The following is a 23,422-nucleotide window of genomic DNA, read 5'->3' on the forward strand; positions in this document are numbered from 1 at the left end:
TACGTGTTATGACATCGTGATGGGGGACATTTCTGCCGTGACTTCCCCGAGATCATGCGGATGCATCGGGGTACGTTCGGCCCTTCCACGGGTGAGCGATCACTCGACGTCGACGTCAGGAGGACGCCATGGCACTGTCGAAGGGCGAGAAGGTCCACTGGAAGACCTCGCAGGGCACCACGACCGGGAAACTGGTCGAGAAGAAGACGAAGGACTTCCAGTTCGACGGGCAGTCCTTCAAGCCGACGGACGACGACCCGTACTGGATCGTCGAGTCGGAGAAGACGGGCAAGCAGGCCGCCCACAAGGAGTCCGCACTGACGAAGGCCTGACGGCTCAGTCGCCCGCGGCCTCGGCACGACGTCGGCCGCGGGCGGTGCCGTCGGCCCGTCCGGTGCCGGTGCGTCCCGCGCGGTCGGCACGGATGCGGCGCACCCGGCGGACCACGAAGGTCACCACGACCGCGGCGATCGCCACGTAGAGGACGCGGTCGATCCACTCGGTGTACTGCTCGACCTTGTCGTACTGGGTCCCGAACGCCGCGCCGAGGAGCACCAGGGCGCTGTTCCAGATCCCGCTCGCGATGATCGTGAACACCGAGAACGTCCCGAGGTGCATCCGGTCCGCTCCGGCCGGCAGCGAGATGAGGCTGCGGACGATCGGCACGAACCGGCCGAAGAAGACCGCGCTCCGGCCGTGCCGGTGGAACCAGTCCGCCGCCTTGCGGAAGTCGTCCTCGTCGACGAGGGGCAGCTTGCCGAGCCAACGCGTCGTCCGCTCGAAGCCGATGACGGCGCCGAGCCAGTACAGCACCAGTGCGCCGAGGTAGGAGCCGAACGTCGCGAGCAGCAGGACGAGCACGAGGTTCATCCGACCGGCTCCGGCCAGGAACCCGGCGAGCGGCAGGATCACCTCGGACGGGATCGGTGGGAAGACCGTCTCGACGAAGAGCATCAGGGCGACGCCCCACTCGCCCAGGGCGTCGATGAGCTGCAGCACCAGGCCGGACAGTCCGCCCATCTCCTGGTCGCTGGCGGAGTCGCCGGCGGCGACGGTCATGGTGTGGGCAGGCGCAGCCACGGCAGTCGTCATCCACCGATCGTGCCTGAACGCCCTGTCAGGACCCGGCACGCGACCTGGACGTCAGCCGAGTCCCATGTGCGACGTCCGGACGTGGGTGAGCGAACGCGCCAGGGCACCGCGGGCGACGGCGTCGCGGCCGACCGTCGACGGGACGATCTCGACGGGGTGCCGGAGCTCGGGCGTGACGAAACCGGTCAGCGCCTCGCAGAACACCTCGGCCGCCGGCAGGACCTCGCCGCCGACGACCACGACCTCGGGGTCGATGGTCGCGATGAGCTGGACGACCCCGGGGGCGACGTCCTCGGCGAGCGCACGGACCGCCGCGGCCGCCGCCGGGTCCCCCTGCCCGGCCGACGCCATGACGGACTCGACATCGGTGCCGGGGGCGATCCGCGCCTCCAGTCGGGCGGGTGCGTCGGGCCATCCCGTCGATGCCAGGCCGCCCATCTCGCCGGCGGCTCCGCGCGCACCGCGTGCGAGCGAGCCGTCGACGAGGTAGGCCGCACCGATCTGGCGACCCATCACGAGGTAGAGGCCGTCCTGCACCCCGCGGAAGCGTCCCCACATCGCCTCGGCCGTGGCGGCGAGCTTCGCGTCGTTGTCGAAGAACGTGGTCGACGTGGGGAAGAGGTCGCCGATCCGGCCGGGGACGCGTCGCTCCACCCACTGCGGGACCGCGACGGTGTAGTCGATCTCGCCGGAGCGGTCGACGACGGCGGGGACGCCGAAGGTCGCGGCGAGGAGCCGCGACGGGTCGGTGCCCTCGACGAGCCGCCGGACGACGTCCTGCACGCTCGCCCACGCCTGCTCGGCGGAGGCGAGGTCGGTGTAGACCTCCTCCACCCGGGCGAGCTGGCGGCCGCGCAGGTCCGAGCGGAGTCCCACGATGCCGTGCAGCCCGAGGTCGACGCCGAGCACGGACCCGGCCGCGGCGTCCGCACGGAACCGCTTCGCCCGGCGCCCGGCCTTGTTCGGCGTCGCGATGGCCTCGGCTTCGGTGACCCACCCCTCGTCGACCAGGTCGGCCAGGGCGGCCTCGACGGTGGGGCGGGACAGTCCGACGGTCCGACCGAGCTCGGTCACGGTGTGCGAGCCGTCGTCGCGGAAGAGCTCGGCGAGGATCGCGCGCGAGTTGATGAGTCGGAGCATCCCCGGGGCGCTGCCGACGACACCGTTCGGAAGCGTTGACACGGTCTCGTCCACGGCCATAGCCTCCATATTACGAAAGATCATTGAGGAATGGTGGACTCCGACATGCTCATCCCACGGCCGCGCCGCACCGAACCGGGTGTCGGCGCCTTCGCGATCACCTCGTCGACCCGCATCGCCGCAGACGCCGCGAGCGAGTCGGTCCGACTGTACCTGCAGCAGACGCTGCGGGGTTCGACGGGACTGCCGGTGCGCGACGCCGCGGACGACCCGGGGGCGTCGGCGGACGTGATCGCGCTCCGTGTGGCCGAGGACGACTCGCTCCCCACGGGCCCGGGCGGTGACCGCTCCGAGTCCTTCCGACTCGTGGTCGCCCCCGACGGCGTCGAGGTCACGGGCGGCGGCGCCGCCGGCGTGTTCTACGGCGTCCAGGCACTCCTGCAGTCCCTGCCGGCCGACGTGTACCGCAGGGGCCGGGTCGGCGACGGCCCGTGGACGGTCCCGGCGGTCACGGTCGAGGACGCTCCGGCCTTCGCCTGGCGTGGCGTCATGCTCGACGTCGCGCGGCACTTCCGGACGAAGCACGAGGTCATGCGGGTGGTCGACCAGCTCGCGGCCCACCGCCTGAACCGCCTGCACTTCCACCTCACCGAGGACCAGGGGTGGCGCATCGAGATCCGGAAGTACCCGCGCCTGACCGAGGTCGGCTCGTGGCGGAAGGAGTCCCAGGTCGGAGCGCACGTCGCCGACGCCGACGGCGTCCTCCGCCCGGCGTCGTTCGACGGTCGCCCGCACGGCGGCTACTACACGCAGGACGACATCCGCGAGATCGTCGCCTACGCGAGCGACCGGTTCGTCACGGTCGTCCCGGAGATCGAGACCCCCGGGCACGTCCGCGCCGCCCTCGCGGCCTACCCGTCGCTCGGCGTCTCGGGCGACCCCGTCGACGTGTGGACCGAGTGGGGCATCGCCGAGGACGTCCTCAACGCCGAGGAGTCCACGATCGCCTTCTTCCAGGACGTCCTCGACGAGGTCGTCGCCCTGTTCCCGTCCGAGTACATCGGCGTCGGCGGGGACGAGTGCCCCAAGGTGCAGTGGCAGGACGACCCCCGCACGCAGGAGCGCATCCGCGAGCTCGGCCTCGCCGACGAGGAACAGCTGCAGGCGTGGATCATCGGCCGGCTCGCCGCGCACGTCGAGTCGCACGGGCGGCGGGCCTTCGGCTGGGACGAGATCCTCGAGGGCGGCACGCTCTCGAAGTCGGCGACCGTGCTGTCCTGGCGCGGCCTGACCGGCGCCCGGACCGCGGCGAAGCGGGGGCACGACGTGATCTCCGCGCCGGACGACCAGGTGTACCTCGACTACCGGCAGAGCGACCTCGCGACCGAGCCGATCCCGGTGTCGATCGTCCTCACCGTCGACGACGTGTTCGCGTTCGACCCGGTGCCGGCGGACCTCACGGACGCCGAACGCGCGCACGTCATCGGCGGCCAGGGCAACATGTGGACCGAGCACGTGGACACCGCCCGCAAGCTCGACTACCAGCTGTTCCCCCGCGTCGCGGCACTGGCCGAGGCCCTCTGGTCGGCCGACGTCACCGGACCGCGGGACGTCGCAGAGTTCCGGGGGCGCCTCGCCGAGCACACGGCCCGGCTCGAGGCGATGGGCATCGAGTACCGACACGACGCCGGGCCCTTCCCGTGGGAGCAGCGTCCGGGCGTGCCCGGCCGTCCGCACTCGCGCGAGGAACGCGCCGCGTACATCGACGCGGTCACGGCGAACATCGCCGACTGACGAGCCGAGCGGGACGCCGGGGCCACCGTCGGCACCGAGAACGGGCGGCGCATGGTCGCTCAGCCGAAGGTGGGCACCGGCCGGACCTGCTCGACCTCGTGCCCGACGTCCGAGGTCCTCGCCCCGGTGACGACCGCGCAGCTCATCGACAGGCTCCAGAACGAGGTGGGCTCCTGCCGCGTCGGCGGACCCGGGGTGTCCTGCTGCGTCTGCGGCGCACTGCGGATCCGGATCGCCCGGTCGGCCGGGAGCGTGCGGCAGGCTTCGCGGGCGGCGGCCACCGCAGCCGTGTACCGCGGACCGTCCGTGCGCAGGACCGGCCCCAGCGGCCGGAACTGCACGACCACGAGGACGAGCAGGACCACGGCGACGGTCGACCGCACCGCCGTGCCGAGGGCGGGACGGCGGGGAACGCGCCGGGGCCGCAGCGATCGTCGCGACGGATCGGCGGACGCGGGCGCCGCCACCCCGACGGCGCTCCGGGTGCGACTCCAGCGTCGGGGCGTCACGAGCGCGAGCAGGACGAGCACGAGCCCGGCGGTGGCGGGGAACACCCCGTACCGGCTCACCCACGCGTACCGGAGGAACTCCGGCGACATGCCGGCGTAGGCGTAGGCGGGCTTCGGGTTGAGCACCACCGCCGCGCACCAGAGCACGACGGCGTACAGCGCGAGGACGACCGCGAGGGTCCGTTGCGTCCGGTCGCCGCGGACGAGCACCCAGACGAAGGCGACGACGAAGGGCACCAGGAAGAGCAGCCCCGCCCAGGGGCCGACGGCCGCGAGGACATCGCCGGACGCGGCCCGCGAGAGGAAGGTCGTCATCCCGGCGTTCAGTCCGAACCCGTCCGCGAGCGACGCGAGGTCGATGGTCGCGCGCCCGACCTGTCCGCGATGCCGGTCCGAACCGAGCCACACGGCGAGCTGCAGACCGGCACCGGCGAGGAAGGCGGCCCTGACGGGCCAGGTCCGACGAGCCCTGATCCCGAGGACGAGCAGCGGCGCGAACACGATCGCCTGCGTCTCGGTCAGGGTGCCGAGCAGGGTCACGACGGCCAGCCCGACGCTCGACGCCCAGCTGCGTGGCCGGTGCAGGAGCACGAACGGCATCATCCACAGGAAGTACGCGTGCACGTTCGCGAGGTTGCCGAGGACCTCGTTCGTCGCGATCGGGACGAGCACCACCGCGAGGGCGATCCCCGCCCGAGCGGCGAGCGCGGCGCTCGGCGTCAGTCGCGCGGTGGCGTCCCGCGTGCACACGAAGACCACCGCCGCGACGAGGCCGGTCCCGACGACGGCTCCGAACGCGGTGCCGGTCGCCCACCCCTCGACCGGCAGCACGTGCTGCACGACCCCCGCCACGAGCCGCGGGTACTGGTGCAGGTACCCCGCGTAGCTGCGGGTGAGCGTCCCGAGCGTGCCGTACTGCACGCCTTCGCCGAGGAACGTCCGGCCGTCCTCCGCCCAGAGCACGTCCCGCACCGCCGCGGGCATGCGCGACCAGGCGAGGACGACCGCGAGGACGAAGACCCCGGCGGCACCGGCCCGCTCCCAGCGGCCGACGCGGGACCCGTCGTCGCGGATCGGCGCATCGGGGGCGGGTGCTGGTCGCATCGGATCCGTTCGTCTCTCGGTCGGCGACCAGCGTACTGGGCGGTGGAGGACGCCGGGCAGAGCGCCCGCGGCTGCGCGGCGTGCAGTGCAGTACGCCGTCACGACGAACGTTGTCATTTCACATACGAGGTGTTACCGTGGGATGGTCGATCGAAACCGTCCCGAGGAGCGCCATGTCCGATCCCCTGTCCCAGCCCGACCTCCACGGTCTGGACCTGCACGACCTCGTCGGCACCACTCCGACCCCGACCGACCTCGACGGCATGGCGGACCTCGTCCGCGGGCGCCGCGTCCTCGTGACCGGCGCGGGTGGGTCGATCGGCAGCGAACTGTGCCGGCAGCTCGTCGCGCTGGCCCCTCGCGAGGTCATCATGCTCGACCGCGACGAGACCGCCCTGCAGCAGGTGCAGGTCTCGGTCGCCGGGCACGGCCTGCTCGACACCCGTGACGTCGTGCTCGCCGACATCCGCGACGCCGAGGCGATCGACCAGGTCATGCGGACCCGCCGCCCGGACGTCGTGTTCCACGCCGCGGCCCTGAAGCACCTCCCGATGCTCGAGCAGTACCCGGACGAGGCCTGGAAGTCGAACGTGCTCGGCACCCGGAACGTCCTCGCGGCCGCGGTCGCCGCCGACGTCCCGACGCTCGTCAACATCTCCACCGACAAGGCCGCGAACCCCACGAGCGTGCTCGGGTACACGAAGCGGATCGCCGAGCGGCTGACGGCGTGGACCGCAGCCGAGACCGGTCGACGCTACGTGTCGGTCCGGTTCGGCAACGTCCTCGGCAGCCGTGGGTCGATGATCCCGCTCTTCGCCGACCTCATCCGCGCCGGACGCCCCGTGACCGTCACCCACCCCGACGCCACCCGGTACTTCATGACCATCCCCGAGGCCTGTCACCTCGTGATCCAGGCCGCGGCGATCGCCGAACCGGGCGAGGTCCTCGTGCTCGACATGGGCCAGCCCGTCCGGATCCTCGACGTCGCGACGCGGATGATCGACGTCCTCGGTGGCACGTCCGACATCGTGTTCACCGGACTCCGCGCCGGCGAGAAGCTGCACGAGGAACTCATCGGCGCCGGCGAGGTCGAGCGCCGCCCCGTGCACCCGAAGATCTCGCACGCGTCGGTGCCGCCCCTCGCGCCGAGCGAGCTCGACGCCACCACCGATCCGCGGACGGCGCCGATCGAGCTCGCCGTGGCGGCCTGACACCCCGGACACGAACAGGAGGCGCGGTGCCAGCCGACACCGCGCCTCCCGTCAGCAGGTGGCGACTAGACCGCCACCGCGACCCGCTCGTCGGCCGTGACCACGGCGTCCTCCGACGCGGCCGGGGCCCGTCGGACCCACTTCTTCAGCCCGACGAGGACCAGCGCCGACACCACGGTGCCCGCCAGGATCGCCACGATGAACATCGCCACGTCCCCGATCGCGAAGAAGACGAAGATCCCACCGTGCGGCGCCCGGGAGGTCACACCGGCGGCCATCGAGATCGCACCCGTGACCGCGGCACCGATCATCGACGCCGGGATGACCCGCAGCGGGTCGGCGGCCGCGAACGGGATCGCACCCTCCGAGATGAACGACGCACCGAGCAGCCACGCGGCCTTGCCGTTCTCGCGCTCCGGCTTCGTGAAGCCCTTGCGGTAGAGCACGGTCGAGGCGAGCGCCAGGGCCAGCGGCGGGACCATGCCCGCGGCCATCACAGCGGCCATGATCTCGAACGGGACGACGTTCGTGGCGGAGCCGGCACCGAGACCGGCGACCGCGAACGCGTACGCCACCTTGTTCACCGGGCCACCGAGGTCGAACGCCATCATCAGGCCGAGGATGATGCCGAGCAGGATCGCCGAGGCACCGGACAGCGAGTTGAGCCACGCGGTGAGCTGCGTCATGACCCAGGCGATCGGGCCGCCGAGCACCAGGAGCATCAGGCCCGAGGCGATGATCGACGCGAACAGCGGGATGATCACGACCGGCATGAGGCCACGCAGCCAACGCCAGGTCGGGATGCGGCCGATCCAGTAGGCGGCACCACCGGCGATGAGACCACCGACGAGACCACCGAGGAAGCCGGCGTTCATGAACACGGCGATCGACCCGGCGACGAAGCCCGGTGCGATGCCCGGACGGTCGGCGATGGCGTACGCGATGTACCCGGCGAGCGCTGCCACGAGGAACCCGAGGGACACGCCACCGATCTGGAACGCGGCGGCCCCGAGGTAGTAGGCCAGGCCCTCCGGCGGCAGGTTCAGCAGCGTGTAGTTCGTGAGCGTGTAGACCGCGTTGTTCTGCCCGGAGTCACCGTGGGTCAGCGCGATGCCGTACCCGGCGAGCAGGAAGCCGAGCGCGATGAGGAGCCCGCCGCCCGCGACGAACGGGATCATGTAGCTGACACCGGTGAGCAGCCAGCGCTTGAGCGCCTGCCCGAAGTGCTCGTCCTTCGCGGTGCTGGAACCGGCCTCGGCAGCGGAGCCGTGCACGCGTGCGGCGTTGGGGTCGTCGGCGGCGCGGAGCGCCTCGGCGATCATCTTGTCCGGTTCGTCGACACCGCGCTTGACCGGTCCGGCCACGAGCGGCTTGCCGGCGAAGCGACCGCGGTCGCGGACGTCCACGTCGACGGCGAAGACGACGGCGTCGGCGCGGGCGATGAGCGCCGGGTCGAGGGGCTCGACCTGCGAGGACCCCTGCGTCTCGATGTGCATCTCGGCACCCGCGCGCTGCGCGGCGGCGACGAGGGCGTCGGCGGCCATGTAGGTGTGCGCGATGCCGGTCGGGCAGGCCGTCACGCCGACGAGCACCTTGCGGGCGCCGGTCGCGGACCCGGCCGCGCCCCCGTCCGCAGCGTTCGTGGCGGCGGCGAGTCGCGCCTCCTGGCTGGTCGCGGTCGCACTGGAGGCGCTGCTCGCGGTGCCGACGCCGGCCTGCGCGACCTCGCCGCTCACCTCGCGGTCGACGAGGTCGACGATCTCCTGCGGGGTGGTGGCGGCGCGGAGCGCGGCGGTGAAGTCCTCGCGGATGAGCGCACGGGCGAGGGTCGAGAGGACCGTGAGGTGGTCCTTGTCGGCCCCCTCGGGCACGGCGATCATGAAGACGATGTCGGCGTCGCCGTCCGGGGCGCCGAACGACACCGTCCGTGCGAGGCGGCTCATCGCCAGGGTCGGCTCGGAGACCGATGCCGACCGGGCGTGCGGGATCGCGATGCCGCCGGGGACGCCGGTACCGACGCTCGCCTCGCGCTTGATCGCGTCGGCGGCGAGGGACGCCCCGTCCGCCGCGCGGCCGGTCGCGGCCACGCGGTCGGCGAGGACGCGGATGACGTCGCTCGACGTGGCGCCGAGGTCCTCGTCGAGGCCGACGAGCTGGACGCTGATGAGGCGTGGACTCGTGTTGACGGACATGGGTTGCTCCTTTGCAATGGCGCGGGGGGCGCGGGTGCTGCGTGTGTGCGGGTTCGGTGGGCGGGGCGGGCGGCGTGTGCCGTCGTTCGGAGTCAGGCGGGTTCGGGCGCTCGCTCGAGCGCTCGGACCTCGATGCCCGACGGGTCGGTGTGGTCGAGGGCGGGGACGTCGCTGCCGGGGAGTGCAGCGGCTGCGGCTCCGGTGGCGACGGCCTGGGCGAGGCGCTGCTCGGGCGGGTGCCCGGCGACCTCGGCGAGCAGGTACCCGGCGAGGGAGGAGTCCCCCGCGCCGACGGTCGAGCGCGCCACGATCCTGGGTGCGGCGGCGGCGTAGCTCCCGTCCTCGGTGACGAGGACGGCCCCGGCGCTGCCGAGGGTGAGGAGCACGGTGCCGACGTTCTTGTCACGGAGCCGTTGCGCGGCGAGCGCCGCGGCGTCCACGTCCCGCTCGAACTCGTCCGGGTCGCCGCCGACGACCTCGGCGAGCTCCTCGGCGTTCGGCTTCACGAGGTCGATCCGCTCGCCCGACTGCAGCAGGGCGGTGAACGGCACGCCCGACGAGTCGACCGCGATCCGGACGTCGTCGCCGTGGCGCTGCCGGACGGCGCGGACGAGGACCGCGAGGGCGTCGTCGGGCAGCCCCGGGGGCAGGGAGCCGGCGAGGACGACCCAGCGGGCAGCCGGTCCGGTCGCGGTGGCGCCGGCGGCGTCCGCGACGAGGGCCGCGAGGTCGTCGAGGCGGCCGGCGAGCGACGGCCCGGGCTCGTTGAGCTTCGTGGTCGTCCCGGTCGGCTCGGTCACGGTGACGTTCGAGCGCAGCGGGGCACCGATCGGCAGGGCGGCGGTCGGGATCCCCCGCGTCGCGAGACCGAGCAGCACCGGGTCGAGCTCGTCGCCCGGGAGCACGGCGATGGTGTCGCCCCCGCTCGCGACGACGACCCGGGAGACGTTGACGCCCTTGCCGCCGGGCTCCGCCGTCGAACGGGTGGCGCGCTGGACGGCGCCGCGCTGCAGCTCGCCGGCGAGCTCGATCGTGCGGTCGAGGCTCGGGTTCGGGGTGACGGTGACGATGCGGGTGCTCACGATGGAGCCCGGCTCGGCGCTGGTGTTCGGGACCCTACGACTGTTCGAGGTCACGCTGCTGTTCGGGGTCATGCGACGACCACCTCGACGTCGGCCTCGGCGAGGGCTCCCGCGAGGTCGGCGGGCGGCGTCTGGTCGGTGACGACGGTGTCGATCTCGTCGAGCCGGGCGAACCGCATGAGCGCTTCGACACCGTGCTTGGCGGCGTCGGCCAGCACCACGCTCCGACGGGCCGCGAGGACGTACGCGCCCTTCACCCCAGCCTCGTACTCGTCCGGCGTGCTCAGGCCGAAGCCCGCCGACAGCCCGTTCGTCCCGACGAAGGCGATGTCCGGACGCAGCGCGCCGATCTGCTCGACCGTGGCGGTGCCGACCGCGGCGCTCGTGATCCCGCGGACGCGTCCGCCGAGCAGGTGGAGCTCGACGTGCTCGCTGTGCTGCAGGGTCGCGGCGATCGGGACGGAGTTCGTGATGACGGTCAGGGTCGCGCCGGCCGTGGCGGGCTCCCAGCGGACGAGCTCGGCGGCGACGGCGGCGCAGGTGGTGCCGGCGTCGAGGGCGATGGAGCCGGTGAAGGTCGGCGGGACCAGGCGCATCGCTGCTCGGGCGATGGCGGACTTCGCGGAGTTGTGCTGGACCTCGCGCTCGGCGACGGTGAGCTCGACGACGCTCGACCGGCCGACGGGGACCGCTCCCCCGTGCACGCGGCGCAGTCGGCCGGCGGACTCGAGGGCGTCGAGGTCACGGCGGACGGTCTCGGTCGTGACGTCGAAGTGCTCGGCGAGGTCGGCGACGGAGACCCGTCCTGCCGACTGCAGCGCGGCGGCGATGGCGTCGTGCCGCTCGGTTGCGTACATGCCCGAACTCCTTCGTTCCCGTGGGTTTCGAGAAGAGTACGTCCGGATGCCACAGAAACGCAACCGTTTCAGCGCGGAACCAACACGTTCGCAGGTCGGCGGCGCGTCTGCGGCTCGCCGAGCGCTCGCCGAGCGGGCCTTTTCCGTCCCGTTCGCCCGCCCCACGCAGCACCTTCCGCCCGCTCGACGAACGCGAGCGGCGTGTTCCGCCCTCTCGGCGCCGGGCCCCCTTCGGCGCCCACCCCGCGCCCGCCCGGGGTCGCCCCGCACCAGCCCGTGATCGCCCCGTCCCCGCCTGTGGTCGCACGAACTGTCGCGTGGCGCTCCGCCCGGACGCTGGTCGCACGAAGTGTCGCCGCCCCAGCCCGGCCGGCATGTTGCGCGACCAGCCCGCCACGCACGCGGTATGTCGTGCAACCAGGCGGCACGAAAGCGACGCCGAGCCCGGGAACGACGACGCCCCGACCGCCGGAGCAGGTCGGGGCGTCGTCGTCCGGAGCGCCGGGGAGCGTCAGCCCTTGACGGCCCCCGCGGTCATGCCGCTCACGAGCCGCCGCTGCACGATGAGGAAGAACACCACGACGGGGATGGAGAACAACACGCTCGCCGCCATGAGCCCGCCGAAGTCGGTGCCCTTGTCCGTCGAGAACCCCGCCAGCCAGACCGGCAACGTGTACATCCCCTGGTCCTTGAGCATGACGTAGGCGGTCAGGTAGTCGTTCCACGCTGCGATGAACGCGAAGACGCTCGTGGCGATCACCCCCGGCATCACCAACGGGAACAGCACGCTCCAAAGGATCCGGAAGGTCCCGGCGCCGTCGACCTTCGCGGCTTCCTCGATCTCGACCGGGACGGCGACGAAGAACCCGCGCATCACCCAGATCGAGAACGGCAGCACGCTCGCGACGTAGGCCAGGATCAGCCCGATGTAGCTGTTCAGCAGTCCGAGCGACTGGAACGACAGGAACAGCGGGATCAGCAGCGCACCCGACGGGATCATCTGCACGAACAGGATCGCCACGAGGATCGCCCGCCGCCCGCGGAACCGGAAGCGCGACAGGGCCGCCGACGCCAGGAAGCCGACGACGATCGACAGCAGCACGGCGGCCACGACGACGATCGCGGAGTTCCGCAGGTACACGAGGAAGCCGTCCTGCGTCAGCGCCCGCGTGAAGTTCTCGAGCGTCGGTCGCAGCGGCAACCAGATCGGCGTGAGGGTCGTGACCTCGTCGGCGGGCTTGAAGGCGGTGTTCACCATCCAGTAGATCGGGAACACCCAGACCAGGCAGAACACCACCGCGATGGTGTTCGCCACCACGCGCGGCTTGCGTCGCCGGGCACGGACCGGCGCGACCGGCGCGGTGGGCCCGGAGGCACGCCCCGCTCCGGTCACGTCGGGCTGCGCTTCGGAGGCGGTCACCCCGGTCACCCCGGGGGTGGTGGTGGTCGTCACAGGTCTTCCTCCCCGCTCCGGACGAGCCGGCGGATGTAGTAGCTGGTGAGCGCCCCCAGGATCAGCGTCGAGATGACGGCGATCGCCGCTCCCTGCCCGTACGCGTTCGACACGAAGGACTTCACGAACGTCCAGATGCCGAGCGTGAGCGTGGTGTCCTCGGGGCCGCCCTTGGTGAGCAGCCAGATCTGGTTGAAGACGTTGAAGTCCCAGATCACCGAGAGGATCGTCACGAGCAGCAGCGTCGGCACGAGCGCCGGCAGCGTGATCGCGCGGTACATCGCCCACGCGGACGCCCCGTCGAGCGCGCCGGCCTCGTAGTACTCGGGCGCGATCTGGGACTGTGCGGCGTAGAGCGTCAGGGCGACGAACGGCACGGCCTGCCAGATGACGAGCGAGAGCACGATGGTCAGGGCCTGGCCGGGGCTCGACGCCCAGTTGTCCTGCGTGTGGTCACCGAACACGCCGAGCTGGGTGATGAGCCAGTTCAGCACGCCGTAGAAGGGCTGGAAGAGCCACTGCCACACCAGGCTCGAGGCGACGTTCGGCATCGCCCACGCCAGCACGAGCACGACGCTCACGACGGTGCGCATGACCACGCCGAGCCGGGTGAGGAGCTGGGACACCGCCATGCCGATGCCGATGGTCCCGATCACCATGGCACCGGTGACGAGCACCGTGCGGAGGATGACCGGCCAGAAGCTGGCGTCGGTGAGGACGTTCGTGTAGTTCGTGAGGCCGGCGAACCCCGCCTGTCCGGTGAAGATCGCCCGCAGCCCGTAGTCCTGGAAGGAGATGACCACCAGGCGGACGAGCGGGTAGACGACCAGCGCCAGGAGCAAGAGTGCGGCGGGGGCGAGCAGGACCAGCGGCGCACGCGAGGACGTGACGGACCGACGTCGCGCCGCCGGCCCGGGACCCTTCCCGCCCCCGGGACCCGATGCCGTGCCCGACCCGGTGGTCCGACGCCGTCCGAGGGCCCCACGCCGGGTCCCCGGCTCGGCCTGAGCCGAACCGGGGACCCGCTCCGTCGTGGAGGTCATCGACTACTGCTGCGCGTTGAGCGCGGTCGTGAGGTGCTCCGAGAAGCCCTCGGCTGCCTGCTGCGGCGACTTCCGACCGGTGGCGATGTCGGCGAACATCGTCTGGAAGGTCGAGTCGCCCTCGATCGTCGCCCAGCCCGGGGTCGCGGGCGTCGGACGGCTGGTCGACGCAGCCTCGAAGTACGGCTTGTGGAGCTCGTCCACGTCACCGGCGACCGAGTCGAGGAGCTCGGTCGAGTTCGGCTCCCATCCGTCGACCCCGAAGACCTGGTCCTGCTGGAACTTCTTCGAGGTGAGGATCTTCATGTAGTACAGCGCGAGGTCCTGGTTGGCGGACTTGGACGGGATGCCGAGGTCGGAACCGCCCAGGAACACCGGCTGCGTCTTGCCCGCGGTGCTCGACGGCATCGCGAACGTGCCGATCTGGTCCTTGAGCTCGGGCTTCGCCGTGGTGATCGATCCGATCTCCCACGCGGAGCCGAGGATCGCCGACGTGTTCCCCTGCGCGAAGACGTCGGACTCTGCCGGCTTGTCGGTGTTGATGTCCTGGGTGGACTTCGCCGAGTACGCGTTCTGGAAGTCCTTCCACGCGGTGAGGCCCTTGACGGCATCGTCCGAGTCGATCGCGCCCTTCCACTTGCCGTTCTTCTCGGTCGCGATCTGCCCACCGGCGTCCCACACCCACTGCAGCCCGCCGTACCAGTACTGCCCCGGCATGTAGAACGCCGAGAAGTCCGCCTGCGGGTTCTTCGCCTTGACCTTGTCGAGGTCGGCGGTGAGCTCGTCGTAGGACTTCGGGACGTCGGTCACCCCGGCGTCGGCCCACATCTTCTTGTTGTAGATCACCGCGCGGTTGCCGGCGAAGAGCGGGGCTCCGTACAGCTTGCCGTCCACCGTCGCCGGGCCCTCGAGCCCGGAGAGCCAGGTCTGCCCGTCCTGCAGCTCCGACTTGTAGGGCGAGAGGTCCATGAGGCCCCCGGTCGCCGCGTACACCGGCACCTGCGTGTTGCCGAGGTCCACCACGTCCGGGGCGTCCTTCTGGGCGAGCGCCGTCGTGAGCTTGGTCGTGATGCCGTCCCACTGCTGGAGCTGCAGCTTCACCTTGGCGCCGGTGGCCTTCGTGAACTGCTGCTCGGCGACGTCGAGGATCTTCGGGCTGAGGTCGCCGTTCATGATCCAGACGGTGATGGTCTTGCCCTTGCCATCGGGTGTGCCGATGGACTTCGTGCCGCTGTCGGAAGCTCCGTTGCTTCCGGCGGAGCACCCGGTGAGGGCGAGCGCGCCTGCGAGGGCGAGCGCACCGAGTGCGGCGAAACGCGTGCGTGTCACGTTGACTCCCTTGGTCCGACCTTTATGAAAGGACGTTGCGTAATGGTGAGTAAAGACCCATCACGCAGGGATGTCAACCACGGAACCGAAGGCTGTGGACAATCGCGATCCGCATGTTTCCGGGGGATCACGGATGTGGAACGGATGATCGACGACGCTTGACGAACTGGTCATGACCAGGCATGATCAGCACCCGCACTCAGGCGTCGAAGGGCACCTCTCCGTGCCGGCTCACACCGGCCCGCTGCCGGTACGCGAGGTGTCCGCCGAGGTACCCGCCGACGCCGACCACCGCGAGACCCGCGAAACCGAGGAGCTTGCCCGCACCGTGGTTCCCGCGCTTCCGCTGCATCCACGACAGCCCGTACAACGAGATGCCCACCCAGTTGACCGCCTGGTGCACCCAGCCCGTCCGGAGTTGCGCACCGTCGAGCTCGGACCAGTCGACGTAGCCGGCCACCGATGCGCTGCCGGACGACACGAGCCCCACGCCGACGAGGGTCTTCGCCGCGCGCGCGTTCCCCTTGCCGCCGATCAGGTCCAGCACCGCCGCCGAGGTCCACGCCCCCAGCGGCACCTGCACCAGGAGCGGGTGCAGCGGGTGCCCGAACGGCACGCCGTGCAGCAGCTGGCGCAGTGCCTTCGGCTTCGCGAAGGCCTTCACCACGGAACGATCGATGTCGACCGCCTTGTCGAGCACGCTGGCGTGCTCGACGGCGTCGGTGAGGCGACGGAACGCTCGGATCTCAGGCATGCCCTGGACCGTAGGCCGGGCGAGGCCGGAGCGTTCACAGCGCGCCGACGCTCTGAACACTCCGGTCTCGCCGAGCGAACCCGCGAACCCACGAACCGGCGAACCGGCGGACCCGCGAACGAGGCGCCGCCCCAGGAGCCGACACCGCGCCTCCTGTCCAGGGGTCCGGCCCGTCCGCGTCTACTCCTCGACGATCTCCGCGAGCTCGAACGGCTCCACCGTCAGCTCGTTGCCGCCCGGGGCGACGTCGACGCGGACCGTGTCCCCGTCGCGCACGTCACCGGCGAGGATCGCCCGCGCGAGCCGGTCGTCGATCTGGCGCTGCATGAGCCGACGGAGCGGACGCGCGCCGTACACCGGGTCGTAGCCCCGCTCGGCGAGCCAGGTGCGGGCGTCCGGGGTCACGGCCAGTTCGAGGCGACGATCGGTGAGTCGGCGGGCGAGCCGGTCCACGTAGAGCGACACGATCTGCCCGAGGTCCTCCTCCGTCAGCGCCTGGAACACGACGATGTCGTCGAGCCGGTTGATGAACTCGGGCCGGAAGGCCTGCTGGACGAGCTCACGGACGGCTTCCTCGCGCTGGACATCGGTGATCGACTGGTCGGTCATGAACTGCGACCCGAGGTTCGACGTCAGGATGAGGATGGTGTTCCGGAAGTCGACCGTCCGGCCCTGCCCGTCGGTCAGCCGGCCGTCGTCGAGGACCTGCAGGAGCACGTCGAAGACCTCGGGGTGGGCCTTCTCGATCTCGTCGAGCAGCACCACGGAGTACGGGCGACGCCGGACGGTCTCTGTGAGCTGCCCGCCGGCCTCGTACCCGATGTACCCGGGCGGGGCGCCGATGAGCCGCGCCACCGAGTGCTTCTCGCCGTACTCGCTCATGTCGATCCGGACGAGGGCCTTCTCGTCGTCGAAGAGGAACTCGGCGAGCGCCTTGGCCAGCTCGGTCTTGCCGACGCCGGTGGGGCCGAGGAACAGGAACGAGCCCGTCGGTCGGTCCGGGTCAGAGATGCCGGCGCGGGTGCGGCGGACGGCTTCGGACACCGTCGAGACGGCGGTGCGCTGCCCGATGATTCGCCGACCGAGCTCGTTCTCGAGGTGCAGGAGCTTCTCGGTCTCGCCCTGCAGCAGGCGCCCGAGGGGGATGCCGGTCCACTGGGCGATCACGGCGGCGATGTCCTCGTCGGTGACGCTGTCGTTCACCATGCGGTCGGCGGACTCGGCCTGCTCGGCCGCGGCGAGTTCCGCTTCGATGCGCGGCTTCTCCCCGTACTCGAGCCGACTCACGGTCTCGTAGTCGGCTTCGCGCTGCGCCCGCTGCGACCGCACGTTGAGGTCGTCGAGCTGCTGCTTGAGCTCACCGATCCGGTTGAGCGAGGCCCGCTCGGCCTGCCACCGCGCTTCGAGCTCGGCGAGCAGCCCCTCGCGGCTCGCCAACTCGGCACGCAGGGTCTCGAGGCGCGCCTTCGACGCGTCGTCCTTCTCCTGCTTCAGCGCGAACTCCTCGACGCGCAGCCGGTCGACGGTGCGCTTGAGCTCGTCGATCTCGACGGGGCTGGAGTCGATCTCCATCCGGAGCCGCGAGGCCGCCTCGTCGATGAGGTCGATCGCCTTGTCCGGCAGCTGCCGCCCGGAGATGTACCGGTTCGACAGGCTCGACGCGGCGACGAGCGCGGAGTCGTTGATGGTGACCTTGTGGTGGGCCTCGTACCGCTCCTTGAGCCCGCGCAGGATCGCGACGGTGTCCTCGACGCTCGGCTCCCCCACGAAGACCTGCTGGAAGCGGCGTTCGAGCGCGGCGTCCTTCTCGATGTACTCGCGGTACTCGTCGAGCGTCGTCGCCCCGATGAGTCGGAGTTCGCCGCGCGCGAGCATCGGCTTGAGCATGTTCGAGGCGGCCACGGAGCCCTCGCCCCCGCCGGCGCCCATCAGCGTGTGCAGCTCGTCGATGAAGGTGATGACCTGCCCGTCGGAGTCGTTGATCTCCTTGAGCACGGCCTTCAGCCGCTCCTCGAATTCGCCGCGGTACTTGGCGCCGGCGATGAGGGCGGACATGTCGAGCGAGACGAGGCGCTTGTCCTTGAGCGAGTCGGCGACGTCGCCCGCGACGATGCGCTGGGCGAGTCCTTCCACGACGGCGGTCTTGCCGACGCCGGGTTCCCCGATGAGCACGGGGTTGTTCTTGGTGCGGCGCGTCAGCACCTGGGAGACGCGCCGGATCTCGGCGTCGCGGCCGATCACGGGGTCGAGCTTGCCGTTGCGAGCGATCGCCGTGAGGTCGACGCCGTACTGCTCGAGGGCGGTCTTCTGTCGTTCTTGCGAGTCAGGAGCGCCCTGGAGGTTCGCCATGCGTTCCGTCCTTTCGTTGCGGTGGTCCTGAGGTTGAGTCTACTCCACTCAACTTGCGTCCGCGGCGGCAGATTCCCGCCGCGGGTTCCGGATACCGACGGCACTCACGAGGGCACCGGCGAGGAGCAGGAACGCCATCACCACCATCGCGCGGTGCAGTCCCCCGACGCTCACCGCACCGCCGAGCACGATCCCCGCGAGCGCGACCATGACGAGCCCGGCGATCCGCGCGACGGCGTTGTTCACGGCCGATCCCGCTCCGGCCTCGGACTGCGGGACGGACCCGAGGACCGCGCTCGTCAAGGGGGTGACCATCAGGGCGATCCCAGCACCGATCAGCACCAGCCCGGGCAGGACCGACCACCAGTAGCCCCGTGGATCGTCACCGGCGGCGAGCATCAGGAGCGCCCCGCAGGCGGCGATGGCGGGGCCCGCGGCCATGAACCACCGCGGCCCCCAGCGGCCGGCGAGCGCACCGACCGTGGTCGAGAGGACGAGGAGCATCACGGTCGGGGGCAGCGTCGCGAGACCGGCGAGCCAGGCCGGGAAGCGCCAGACCTCCTGCAGGAAGAGCGTCACCACGAAGAACACCATCCCGAGGGCGCCGTAGATGGAGAGCGTCGCGAGGTTGCCCACCGTGAAGTTCCGCGCCCGGAAGAGCTCGAGCGGGACGAGCGGCGCACCGTGCCGACGGGTGACGCGGAGCTCCCACGGCACGAAGGCCACGAGCGCCGCCCCGCCGAGCACCAGTGCCGTGAGGACGACCGGCGCGCCCCACCCGAGGCGCTCCTGCTCGATGAGCCCGAGCACGACACCGCCGACCCCCACGACGGCCAGCACCGCGCCCACCACGTCCACGTGGGCCCGCGGACCGACCCGGACGTCCGCCGAGATCCGCGACACGAGCGGGATGGTCACGGCGATGGGCACGGCGGTCAGCACGAAGATCCACCGCCAACCGATGCCGTCCACGACGAGCCCGCCAACGACCGGCCCGAGGATCGTCGCCGCACTCGACCACGCCGTCCACGTCCCGATCGCCTTGGCCTGCGCCGCACCACGGAACGCCGCAACGATGAGCGCGAGCGCACTCGGCGTGACGAGCGCCCCGCCGACGCCCTGAAGCGCCCGGGCGACGATGAGCACCTCGCCCGTGGGCGCGACGGCACACACGACCGAGGCGATCCCGAACACCACCAGCCCCCACGTGATGATCCGGACACGGCCGAACAGGTCGGACAGGCTGCCGGCGACGAGGATGAGCGACCCGAGCGTGACGAGGTAGGCGTCCACCGTCCACTGCTGGACGACGAGTCCCCCGCCGAGTTCGTCGCGGATCGCCGGGAGCGCCACGTTCACGACGCTCGAGTCGAGCCCGACCACGAAGGACGACAGGATTGCCACGACCAGCACGACACGGCGGTCGTCGCGGAGCGGAGCGGTGGCCGCAGGGGCAGGGGTCGTCATGTGCTCATCCTCCGCCACCCGGCGCGGTCCCGCCTGCCCTGGGGACGACCTGTGGACGACTCGTCCGACGTGCACGACGAAGCCCCCGCGACCGACGGGGTCGCGGGGGCTGCCGACAGGACGGGGCTGGGGTCCTAGTTCCTGGAGTCCGAGTTCGGCTGGACCGACGGGCCGGGGTTGACCACCGGCTGCGGGGCGGGCTCGGCCGCGGTGTTCGTCACCGTGGTGTTCTGCGCTCCGGCGTCGGTGCCCTTGGCCTTCTTGTCGTCGTCACCCATCTCCTTCTTGAAGATGTTGATCGACTGCCCGAGGCCCTTGGCGAGCGCCGGGAGCTTGGTCGCGCCGAACAGCAGGATGATGATCCCGAGGATGATCAGCAGGTGTACGCCACCGAGGTTTCCGAGCATCATGACTCCTTGGTATCTGGATCTGGTCGCCGTCTCCGAGTCACCGTCGACGCGTGCGGCGGAAGTCCGTCGTGCACCCATCGTAACTCGCACCGGTCAGGAAGCCCAGGCGGGCCCCGGAACGAACACCGTTCGCACAGGCAGGCAGGAAGGAAGCCAGGCGTACCGGCGGACAGACAGACGGCAGGCAGGGACGCGGTCAGTCCGTCAGCGTGCGAGCACCGCGTCGAGGGTCCAGGCCACCGGCGCTGCCGAGAGCGCCGGGACGTCCGCCTCGGTCACGCCCCGCAGGCGGTACGCGACGCACTCCCCGGGCAACAGCGTCATGAAGCCACGGTCGACGGTGCCGCCGGCAGCGACCCGGTCCGGCTGGAAGAGCAGGTCGCGGACGAGCCCCTCCGCCTCGACGACGAGGTCGAGCCCGTCGCCGTCCGCCGCGGGGGTGAACGCCGTGCGGTAGCGGGCGGGCTCCCAGCGCATCTCCTTGTCGGGTGCCGGCGTCCAGACCGCACGTCGCCAGTCCATGTCGGCGACGACGAGTTCGTTCGTCGGGTCGTCCACGACTCCGACCGACTCCGGCAGCGCCACGACGGCGACCCCGGCGGCGGACAGGTGGACGGGCAGCGAGACCTCGGCGAGGACGGTGCCCGCCAGGGTGACGCGCCGGACCCGGACGACGCTGTCGTGACCGGACCGGGTCGAACGGACCGCGATCTCGATCGGCGAACTGCCGAACGCCCCTGGCGACACCCCGAGGGAGAGCGTGTCCGCCAGGTCGCCCAGATCAGCCGTCTCCCCGACGGCGGCCGACGAGGCGCCGCGATCCGCGCCTCCCGGCTGCTCCGACCCGTCCACCGGACCGGACCCACCCGCCTGGCCGGAGCCGACACCGGAGCCGACACCGGAGCCGCCCCCGGACCCGACGCCGTCACCGACCGCAGCCGCGACCGACGAGACCGGACGGATCGTGAGCAGCACGTCGTCGTAGAGCCGCCGTAGCTCGTGCGCGAGCGGCTTCAGCCGCCCGGCCGAGTCGATCGCCGACCACGACGAGACCGGCCACAGGTCGTTCAGCTGCCACACGACGACACCCGTGTTCCGGGGCCAGTGCGTCCGCCAGTGCTCCACGCCCGTCGCGATCGCGCGTGCCTGCTGGAGCTGCGTCAGGTAGTGCCACCGGTCGAACTCGGCCGGGGCGACGGAACCGAACCGGGGTGCGAGTCCCCGCTCGAGCTTGCCCATGCCGTCCGCCGCCTTCTGGTGGTGGACGACGCCGGGCGAGTCGACGGCGAGCGGCGCGTCCCGAACGGCGTCGCGGAGCGTCCGCCAGGCGGGCGGTGCCTGCCAGCCGAACTCGGACACGAAGCGCGGCACCGACTCGCGGTAGGCGGTGTCCGGCAGGCGGTTCCAGACCTCCCACGAGTGGTGCGTCTCGTGGTCGACGTCGTTCGCGAAGAGCGACTCGGAGCCCGACCACGGCGAGGCGACCGTGTAGAAGCGGGACGGGTCGACCGCGTCGACGATGGTCGGCAGCAGGTCGAGGTAGTAGTCCAGGCCCCAGCCGCGGTCCCCGAGCTCGGCGGCCCAGCCGTCGACCTCGTGCAGCCAGATGTTCTCGTTGTTCCCGTTCCAGAGCACGAGGGACGGGTGCCGCGAGAGCCGGGCGACGTTGTCCCGGGCCTCGGCGATGACCTCGCTGCGGATCGGCTCGCCCTCGGGGTAGGCCGAGCACGCGAACGGGAAGTCCTGCCAGACGAGCAGTCCGAGCTCGTCGCAGACCTCGTAGAAGTCGCGCGACTCGTAGACGCCGCCACCCCAGACGCGCACGAGGTTGACGTTGAGGTCGGCGGCGGCGCGCAACCGCCCCTCGACGCGGTCCCGGGTGACCCGCGAGACGATCACGTCGTCCGGGATCCAGTTCACGCCCCGGACGTCGACGAGGGTGCCGTTGACGTGCACGTTGAACGGCTTCCCGACGCGGTCCGACGTCGTGTCGATGCGCGTCGAGCGGAAGCCGGTGCGGAAGGTCGAGCGGTCGAGGACCTCGCCGTCGACCGTCTGCAGCTCGACCACGACGTCGTAGAGCTCCTGTGCGCCGTAGCCGCGCGGCCACCACCGCTGGACCTCGGGCACGCGCACGGTGACGACCGTCTCGTCGTCCTTCGGCGTCAGCTGGGCGCGGGAGCGCTGCCGCGTGGTCCCGCCGTCGGCCGTCCCCCCGCTCACGGTGACGACGAGCACGAGGTCGTCGTCCTCGCCGTCCTGGTCGAGGTCGTTGAGTCCCGAGCGCTCGACGGTGATGTGCGCGTCGAGCACGCCCTCCCCCGCCTCGACGTCGACGAGCGGCCGGACGTCCCGGAGCCTCGCCGTGGACCACCGCTCGATCGCGACCGGTCGCCACGGACCGCTCGTCACCGCCGTCAGCCCCCAGTCCCAGCCGAAGTTCGACGCCATCTTGCGGATGTACGGGAACGGCTCGTCGTACGGACCGGGCATGCTGCCGGCCTTCGCGGCGACGCGTCCGGCCTCGCGGTAGGGCGACTCGAACAGGATCTCGAGCGTCTTGCTGCCGCGGCCGACACCGCCGGTGGCGTCGCGCGCGTCGAAGCGGTACCGCCGGTGCATGTTCCGGGTGGTCCCGACCACGACGCCGTCGAGGCTCAGCTCGGCCACGGTGTCGAGTCCGTCGCACACGAGATCGACGCGTTCGAAGCCGCGCGGGTCGACGTCGACGGTGCGCTGGTACGACCAGTCCGCCCGTCCCACCCACTTCCCCGCGTCCTCGTCGCGGTCGAACGTCGGGTCCGCCAGCAGGCCCGCGCGCTCGAGGTCGGTGTGGACCTGCCCCGGCACGGTCGCCGGGATGACGCGGCCCGCGACGCCGTCCGGCGCACCGGGGCCCTCGGCCAGGGTGACGGTCCAGTCGTCGCGGAGTTCCTCGCGTTCGAGGGTCATGCGGGTCCTTCTCTTCGGCGGAGGGGTCGGTGTCCGCCACGGTCGGGGCGCCGGCCGGCGGCCCGCCCCGGGGCCGGGGTCTCGGCCTGGAGGCGCTGCACCGGTCGGCCGGGCGTCGTCGCGTCGCGCGCGCGGACGCTGGTGCGATCGCGCGTGGGGGTGCCCGGCGATGCTAGTACGGCGACCTTGCAGGACCGCGAGTGGCAGGCTGGGGAGCGTGATCAGTGTTGCACTCGCCACCGCCCTGCGTGACGCCGGACTCCGGTGGCACCCGACGACGGGCGACCGGTTCGTGATCGACAAGCCGGGCGTGGACGACGACGTCTACACGGTGTCCGAGATGACCGTGGAGCGGCACGACTACCCGTCCGGCACGGTGCTCGGGTTCAACGGCACGACCGAGTGGGCACTCGACTCGGTGGACGCCGCCGAGTCGCTCTGGCTCCCGCGCGAGGACCAGCTGCGCGAGCTGCTCGGGCCGGCGTTCGTGTCGCTGTCGGCCGGCTTCACGGTGGTCGCGACGATCGACGGTGCTGATCGTTCGTTCACCTCGGACGACGCCGCCGAGGCCTACGGGCTCGCGCTGCAGGCGTACATCACGGCCGCACTGGCCTAGCGGGGTACGTCGGACGGGCGGCGGCCCGCCCGGCCTGAACGTTCCCGGAATGCGGGCTGGGCGCGCTT

18 protein-coding genes are annotated in these 23,422 nt (G+C 71.6%); 4 read left to right on the forward strand and 14 right to left on the reverse strand.

The window, feature by feature from the left end:
• Window positions 1-128 precede the first annotated feature (128 nt).
• Window positions 129-332, forward strand: a complete 204-nt coding sequence (locus tag ACIQUC_RS07945; protein ID WP_022906330.1) for a DUF2945 domain-containing protein — start codon at window positions 129-131, stop codon at window positions 330-332.
• Between the two features lie 4 nt (window positions 333-336).
• Here the strand turns inward: ACIQUC_RS07945 and ACIQUC_RS07950 are convergent, their stop codons facing one another.
• Together ACIQUC_RS07950 and ACIQUC_RS07955 are read right to left on the reverse strand one after the other, a co-directional pair.
• A complete protein-coding gene (locus ACIQUC_RS07950; RefSeq protein WP_402265251.1) occupies window positions 337-1,092 on the reverse strand; it encodes a DedA family protein in 756 nt (251 codons plus the stop codon).
• A 51-nt stretch (window positions 1,093-1,143) separates the two neighbouring features.
• Complete coding sequence (locus ACIQUC_RS07955; RefSeq protein ID WP_402265253.1) at window positions 1,144-2,286, reverse strand: ROK family protein; 1,143 nt, start codon at window positions 2,284-2,286, stop codon at window positions 1,144-1,146.
• Window positions 2,287-2,322: 36 nt separating this feature from the next.
• On the opposite strand from ACIQUC_RS07955, the gene ACIQUC_RS07960 reads away from it, so the two are divergent.
• The gene (locus ACIQUC_RS07960; protein WP_402265256.1) at window positions 2,323-4,026 is read left to right on the forward strand and encodes a beta-N-acetylhexosaminidase; all 1,704 of its coding nucleotides are present in this window, start codon (window positions 2,323-2,325) and stop codon (window positions 4,024-4,026) included.
• A gap of 59 nt (window positions 4,027-4,085) precedes the next feature.
• Here ACIQUC_RS07960 and ACIQUC_RS07965 read toward each other — a convergent pair whose 3' ends face one another.
• Entirely contained in the window at window positions 4,086-5,639 is a 1,554-nt protein-coding gene (locus ACIQUC_RS07965; RefSeq protein WP_402265259.1) for a hypothetical protein, read from the reverse strand.
• A gap of 173 nt (window positions 5,640-5,812) precedes the next feature.
• Between ACIQUC_RS07965 and ACIQUC_RS07970 the strand changes: the two genes are divergently transcribed.
• On the forward strand, window positions 5,813-6,850 hold the full coding sequence (locus ACIQUC_RS07970; protein ID WP_402265262.1) for a UDP-N-acetylglucosamine 4,6-dehydratase family protein: 1,038 nt from the start codon (window positions 5,813-5,815) through the stop codon (window positions 6,848-6,850).
• A 65-nt stretch (window positions 6,851-6,915) separates the two neighbouring features.
• Here ACIQUC_RS07970 and ACIQUC_RS07975 read toward each other — a convergent pair whose 3' ends face one another.
• The 11 genes from ACIQUC_RS07975 to ACIQUC_RS08025 all read right to left on the reverse strand — a co-directional run bounded on the left by ACIQUC_RS07975 (window position 6,916) and on the right by ACIQUC_RS08025 (window position 22,738).
• Window positions 6,916-9,042, reverse strand: a complete 2,127-nt coding sequence (locus ACIQUC_RS07975; protein ID WP_402265265.1) for a fructose-specific PTS transporter subunit EIIC — start codon at window positions 9,040-9,042, stop codon at window positions 6,916-6,918.
• Between the two features lie 92 nt (window positions 9,043-9,134).
• Complete coding sequence (locus ACIQUC_RS07980; protein WP_402265711.1) at window positions 9,135-10,124, reverse strand: 1-phosphofructokinase family hexose kinase; 990 nt, start codon at window positions 10,122-10,124, stop codon at window positions 9,135-9,137.
• Window positions 10,125-10,192: 68 nt separating this feature from the next.
• Complete coding sequence (locus tag ACIQUC_RS07985) at window positions 10,193-10,981, reverse strand: DeoR/GlpR family DNA-binding transcription regulator (RefSeq protein ID WP_022906144.1); 789 nt, start codon at window positions 10,979-10,981, stop codon at window positions 10,193-10,195.
• Between the two features lie 511 nt (window positions 10,982-11,492).
• Complete coding sequence (locus ACIQUC_RS07990; RefSeq protein ID WP_402265268.1) at window positions 11,493-12,434, reverse strand: carbohydrate ABC transporter permease; 942 nt, start codon at window positions 12,432-12,434, stop codon at window positions 11,493-11,495.
• Window positions 12,431-13,477 (reverse strand): carbohydrate ABC transporter permease, encoded by a 1,047-nt coding sequence (locus ACIQUC_RS07995; RefSeq protein ID WP_402265271.1) that lies wholly within the window; start codon window positions 13,475-13,477, stop codon window positions 12,431-12,433. Before ACIQUC_RS07995 ends, ACIQUC_RS07990 begins: the two co-directional genes overlap by 4 nt.
• 3 nt (window positions 13,478-13,480) lie before the next feature.
• Entirely contained in the window at window positions 13,481-14,806 is a 1,326-nt protein-coding gene (locus ACIQUC_RS08000) for a sugar ABC transporter substrate-binding protein (protein WP_402265274.1), read from the reverse strand.
• Between the two features lie 199 nt (window positions 14,807-15,005).
• Window positions 15,006-15,560 carry a DUF2231 domain-containing protein gene (locus tag ACIQUC_RS08005; protein ID WP_402265276.1) on the reverse strand — a complete coding sequence of 185 codons (555 nt, stop codon included), beginning with the start codon at window positions 15,558-15,560 and terminating at the stop codon, window positions 15,006-15,008.
• A gap of 180 nt (window positions 15,561-15,740) precedes the next feature.
• On the reverse strand, window positions 15,741-17,909 hold the full coding sequence (locus ACIQUC_RS08010; protein ID WP_402265278.1) for an ATP-dependent Clp protease ATP-binding subunit: 2,169 nt from the start codon (window positions 17,907-17,909) through the stop codon (window positions 15,741-15,743).
• 48 nt (window positions 17,910-17,957) lie between these two features.
• Complete coding sequence (locus ACIQUC_RS08015; RefSeq protein ID WP_402265281.1) at window positions 17,958-19,376, reverse strand: MFS transporter; 1,419 nt, start codon at window positions 19,374-19,376, stop codon at window positions 17,958-17,960.
• Window positions 19,377-19,510: 134 nt separating this feature from the next.
• Window positions 19,511-19,786, reverse strand: a complete 276-nt coding sequence (gene tatA, locus ACIQUC_RS08020; RefSeq protein ID WP_022906152.1) for a twin-arginine translocase TatA/TatE family subunit — start codon at window positions 19,784-19,786, stop codon at window positions 19,511-19,513.
• Window positions 19,787-19,990: 204 nt separating this feature from the next.
• Entirely contained in the window at window positions 19,991-22,738 is a 2,748-nt protein-coding gene (locus tag ACIQUC_RS08025) for a glycoside hydrolase family 2 protein (protein WP_402265285.1), read from the reverse strand.
• A 217-nt stretch (window positions 22,739-22,955) separates the two neighbouring features.
• On the opposite strand from ACIQUC_RS08025, the gene ACIQUC_RS08030 reads away from it, so the two are divergent.
• Window positions 22,956-23,354 carry a hypothetical protein gene (locus tag ACIQUC_RS08030; protein WP_022906154.1) on the forward strand — a complete coding sequence of 133 codons (399 nt, stop codon included), beginning with the start codon at window positions 22,956-22,958 and terminating at the stop codon, window positions 23,352-23,354.
• The last annotated feature ends 68 nt before the right edge of the window (window positions 23,355-23,422 follow it).

The organism is Curtobacterium sp. NPDC098951 (genome assembly GCF_044759965.1).
Taxonomy (GTDB): Bacteria; Actinomycetota; Actinomycetes; order Actinomycetales; family Microbacteriaceae; genus Curtobacterium.

Bases quoted from the DNA above. Each gene is read 5' to 3' on its own strand.
- ACIQUC_RS07975 (WP_402265265.1), bottom strand. From the start codon at position 9,042: ATGTCCGTCAACACGAGTCCACGCCTCATCAGCGTCCAGCTCGTCGGC.
- ACIQUC_RS07960 (WP_402265256.1), top strand. From the start codon at position 2,323: ATGGTGGACTCCGACATGCTCATCCCACGGCCGCGCCGCACCGAACCG.
- tatA (WP_022906152.1), bottom strand. From the start codon at position 19,786: ATGATGCTCGGAAACCTCGGTGGCGTACACCTGCTGATCATCCTCGGG.
- ACIQUC_RS08025 (WP_402265285.1), bottom strand. From the start codon at position 22,738: ATGACCCTCGAACGCGAGGAACTCCGCGACGACTGGACCGTCACCCTG.
- ACIQUC_RS08015 (WP_402265281.1), bottom strand. From the start codon at position 19,376: ATGACGACCCCTGCCCCTGCGGCCACCGCTCCGCTCCGCGACGACCGC.
- ACIQUC_RS07995 (WP_402265271.1), bottom strand. From the start codon at position 13,477: ATGACCTCCACGACGGAGCGGGTCCCCGGTTCGGCTCAGGCCGAGCCG.
- ACIQUC_RS08005 (WP_402265276.1), bottom strand. From the start codon at position 15,560: ATGCCTGAGATCCGAGCGTTCCGTCGCCTCACCGACGCCGTCGAGCAC.
- ACIQUC_RS07945 (WP_022906330.1), top strand. From the start codon at position 129: ATGGCACTGTCGAAGGGCGAGAAGGTCCACTGGAAGACCTCGCAGGGC.
- ACIQUC_RS07950 (WP_402265251.1), bottom strand. From the start codon at position 1,092: ATGACGACTGCCGTGGCTGCGCCTGCCCACACCATGACCGTCGCCGCC.
- ACIQUC_RS07970 (WP_402265262.1), top strand. From the start codon at position 5,813: ATGTCCGATCCCCTGTCCCAGCCCGACCTCCACGGTCTGGACCTGCAC.
- ACIQUC_RS07985 (WP_022906144.1), bottom strand. From the start codon at position 10,981: ATGTACGCAACCGAGCGGCACGACGCCATCGCCGCCGCGCTGCAGTCG.
- ACIQUC_RS08010 (WP_402265278.1), bottom strand. From the start codon at position 17,909: ATGGCGAACCTCCAGGGCGCTCCTGACTCGCAAGAACGACAGAAGACC.
- ACIQUC_RS07965 (WP_402265259.1), bottom strand. From the start codon at position 5,639: ATGCGACCAGCACCCGCCCCCGATGCGCCGATCCGCGACGACGGGTCC.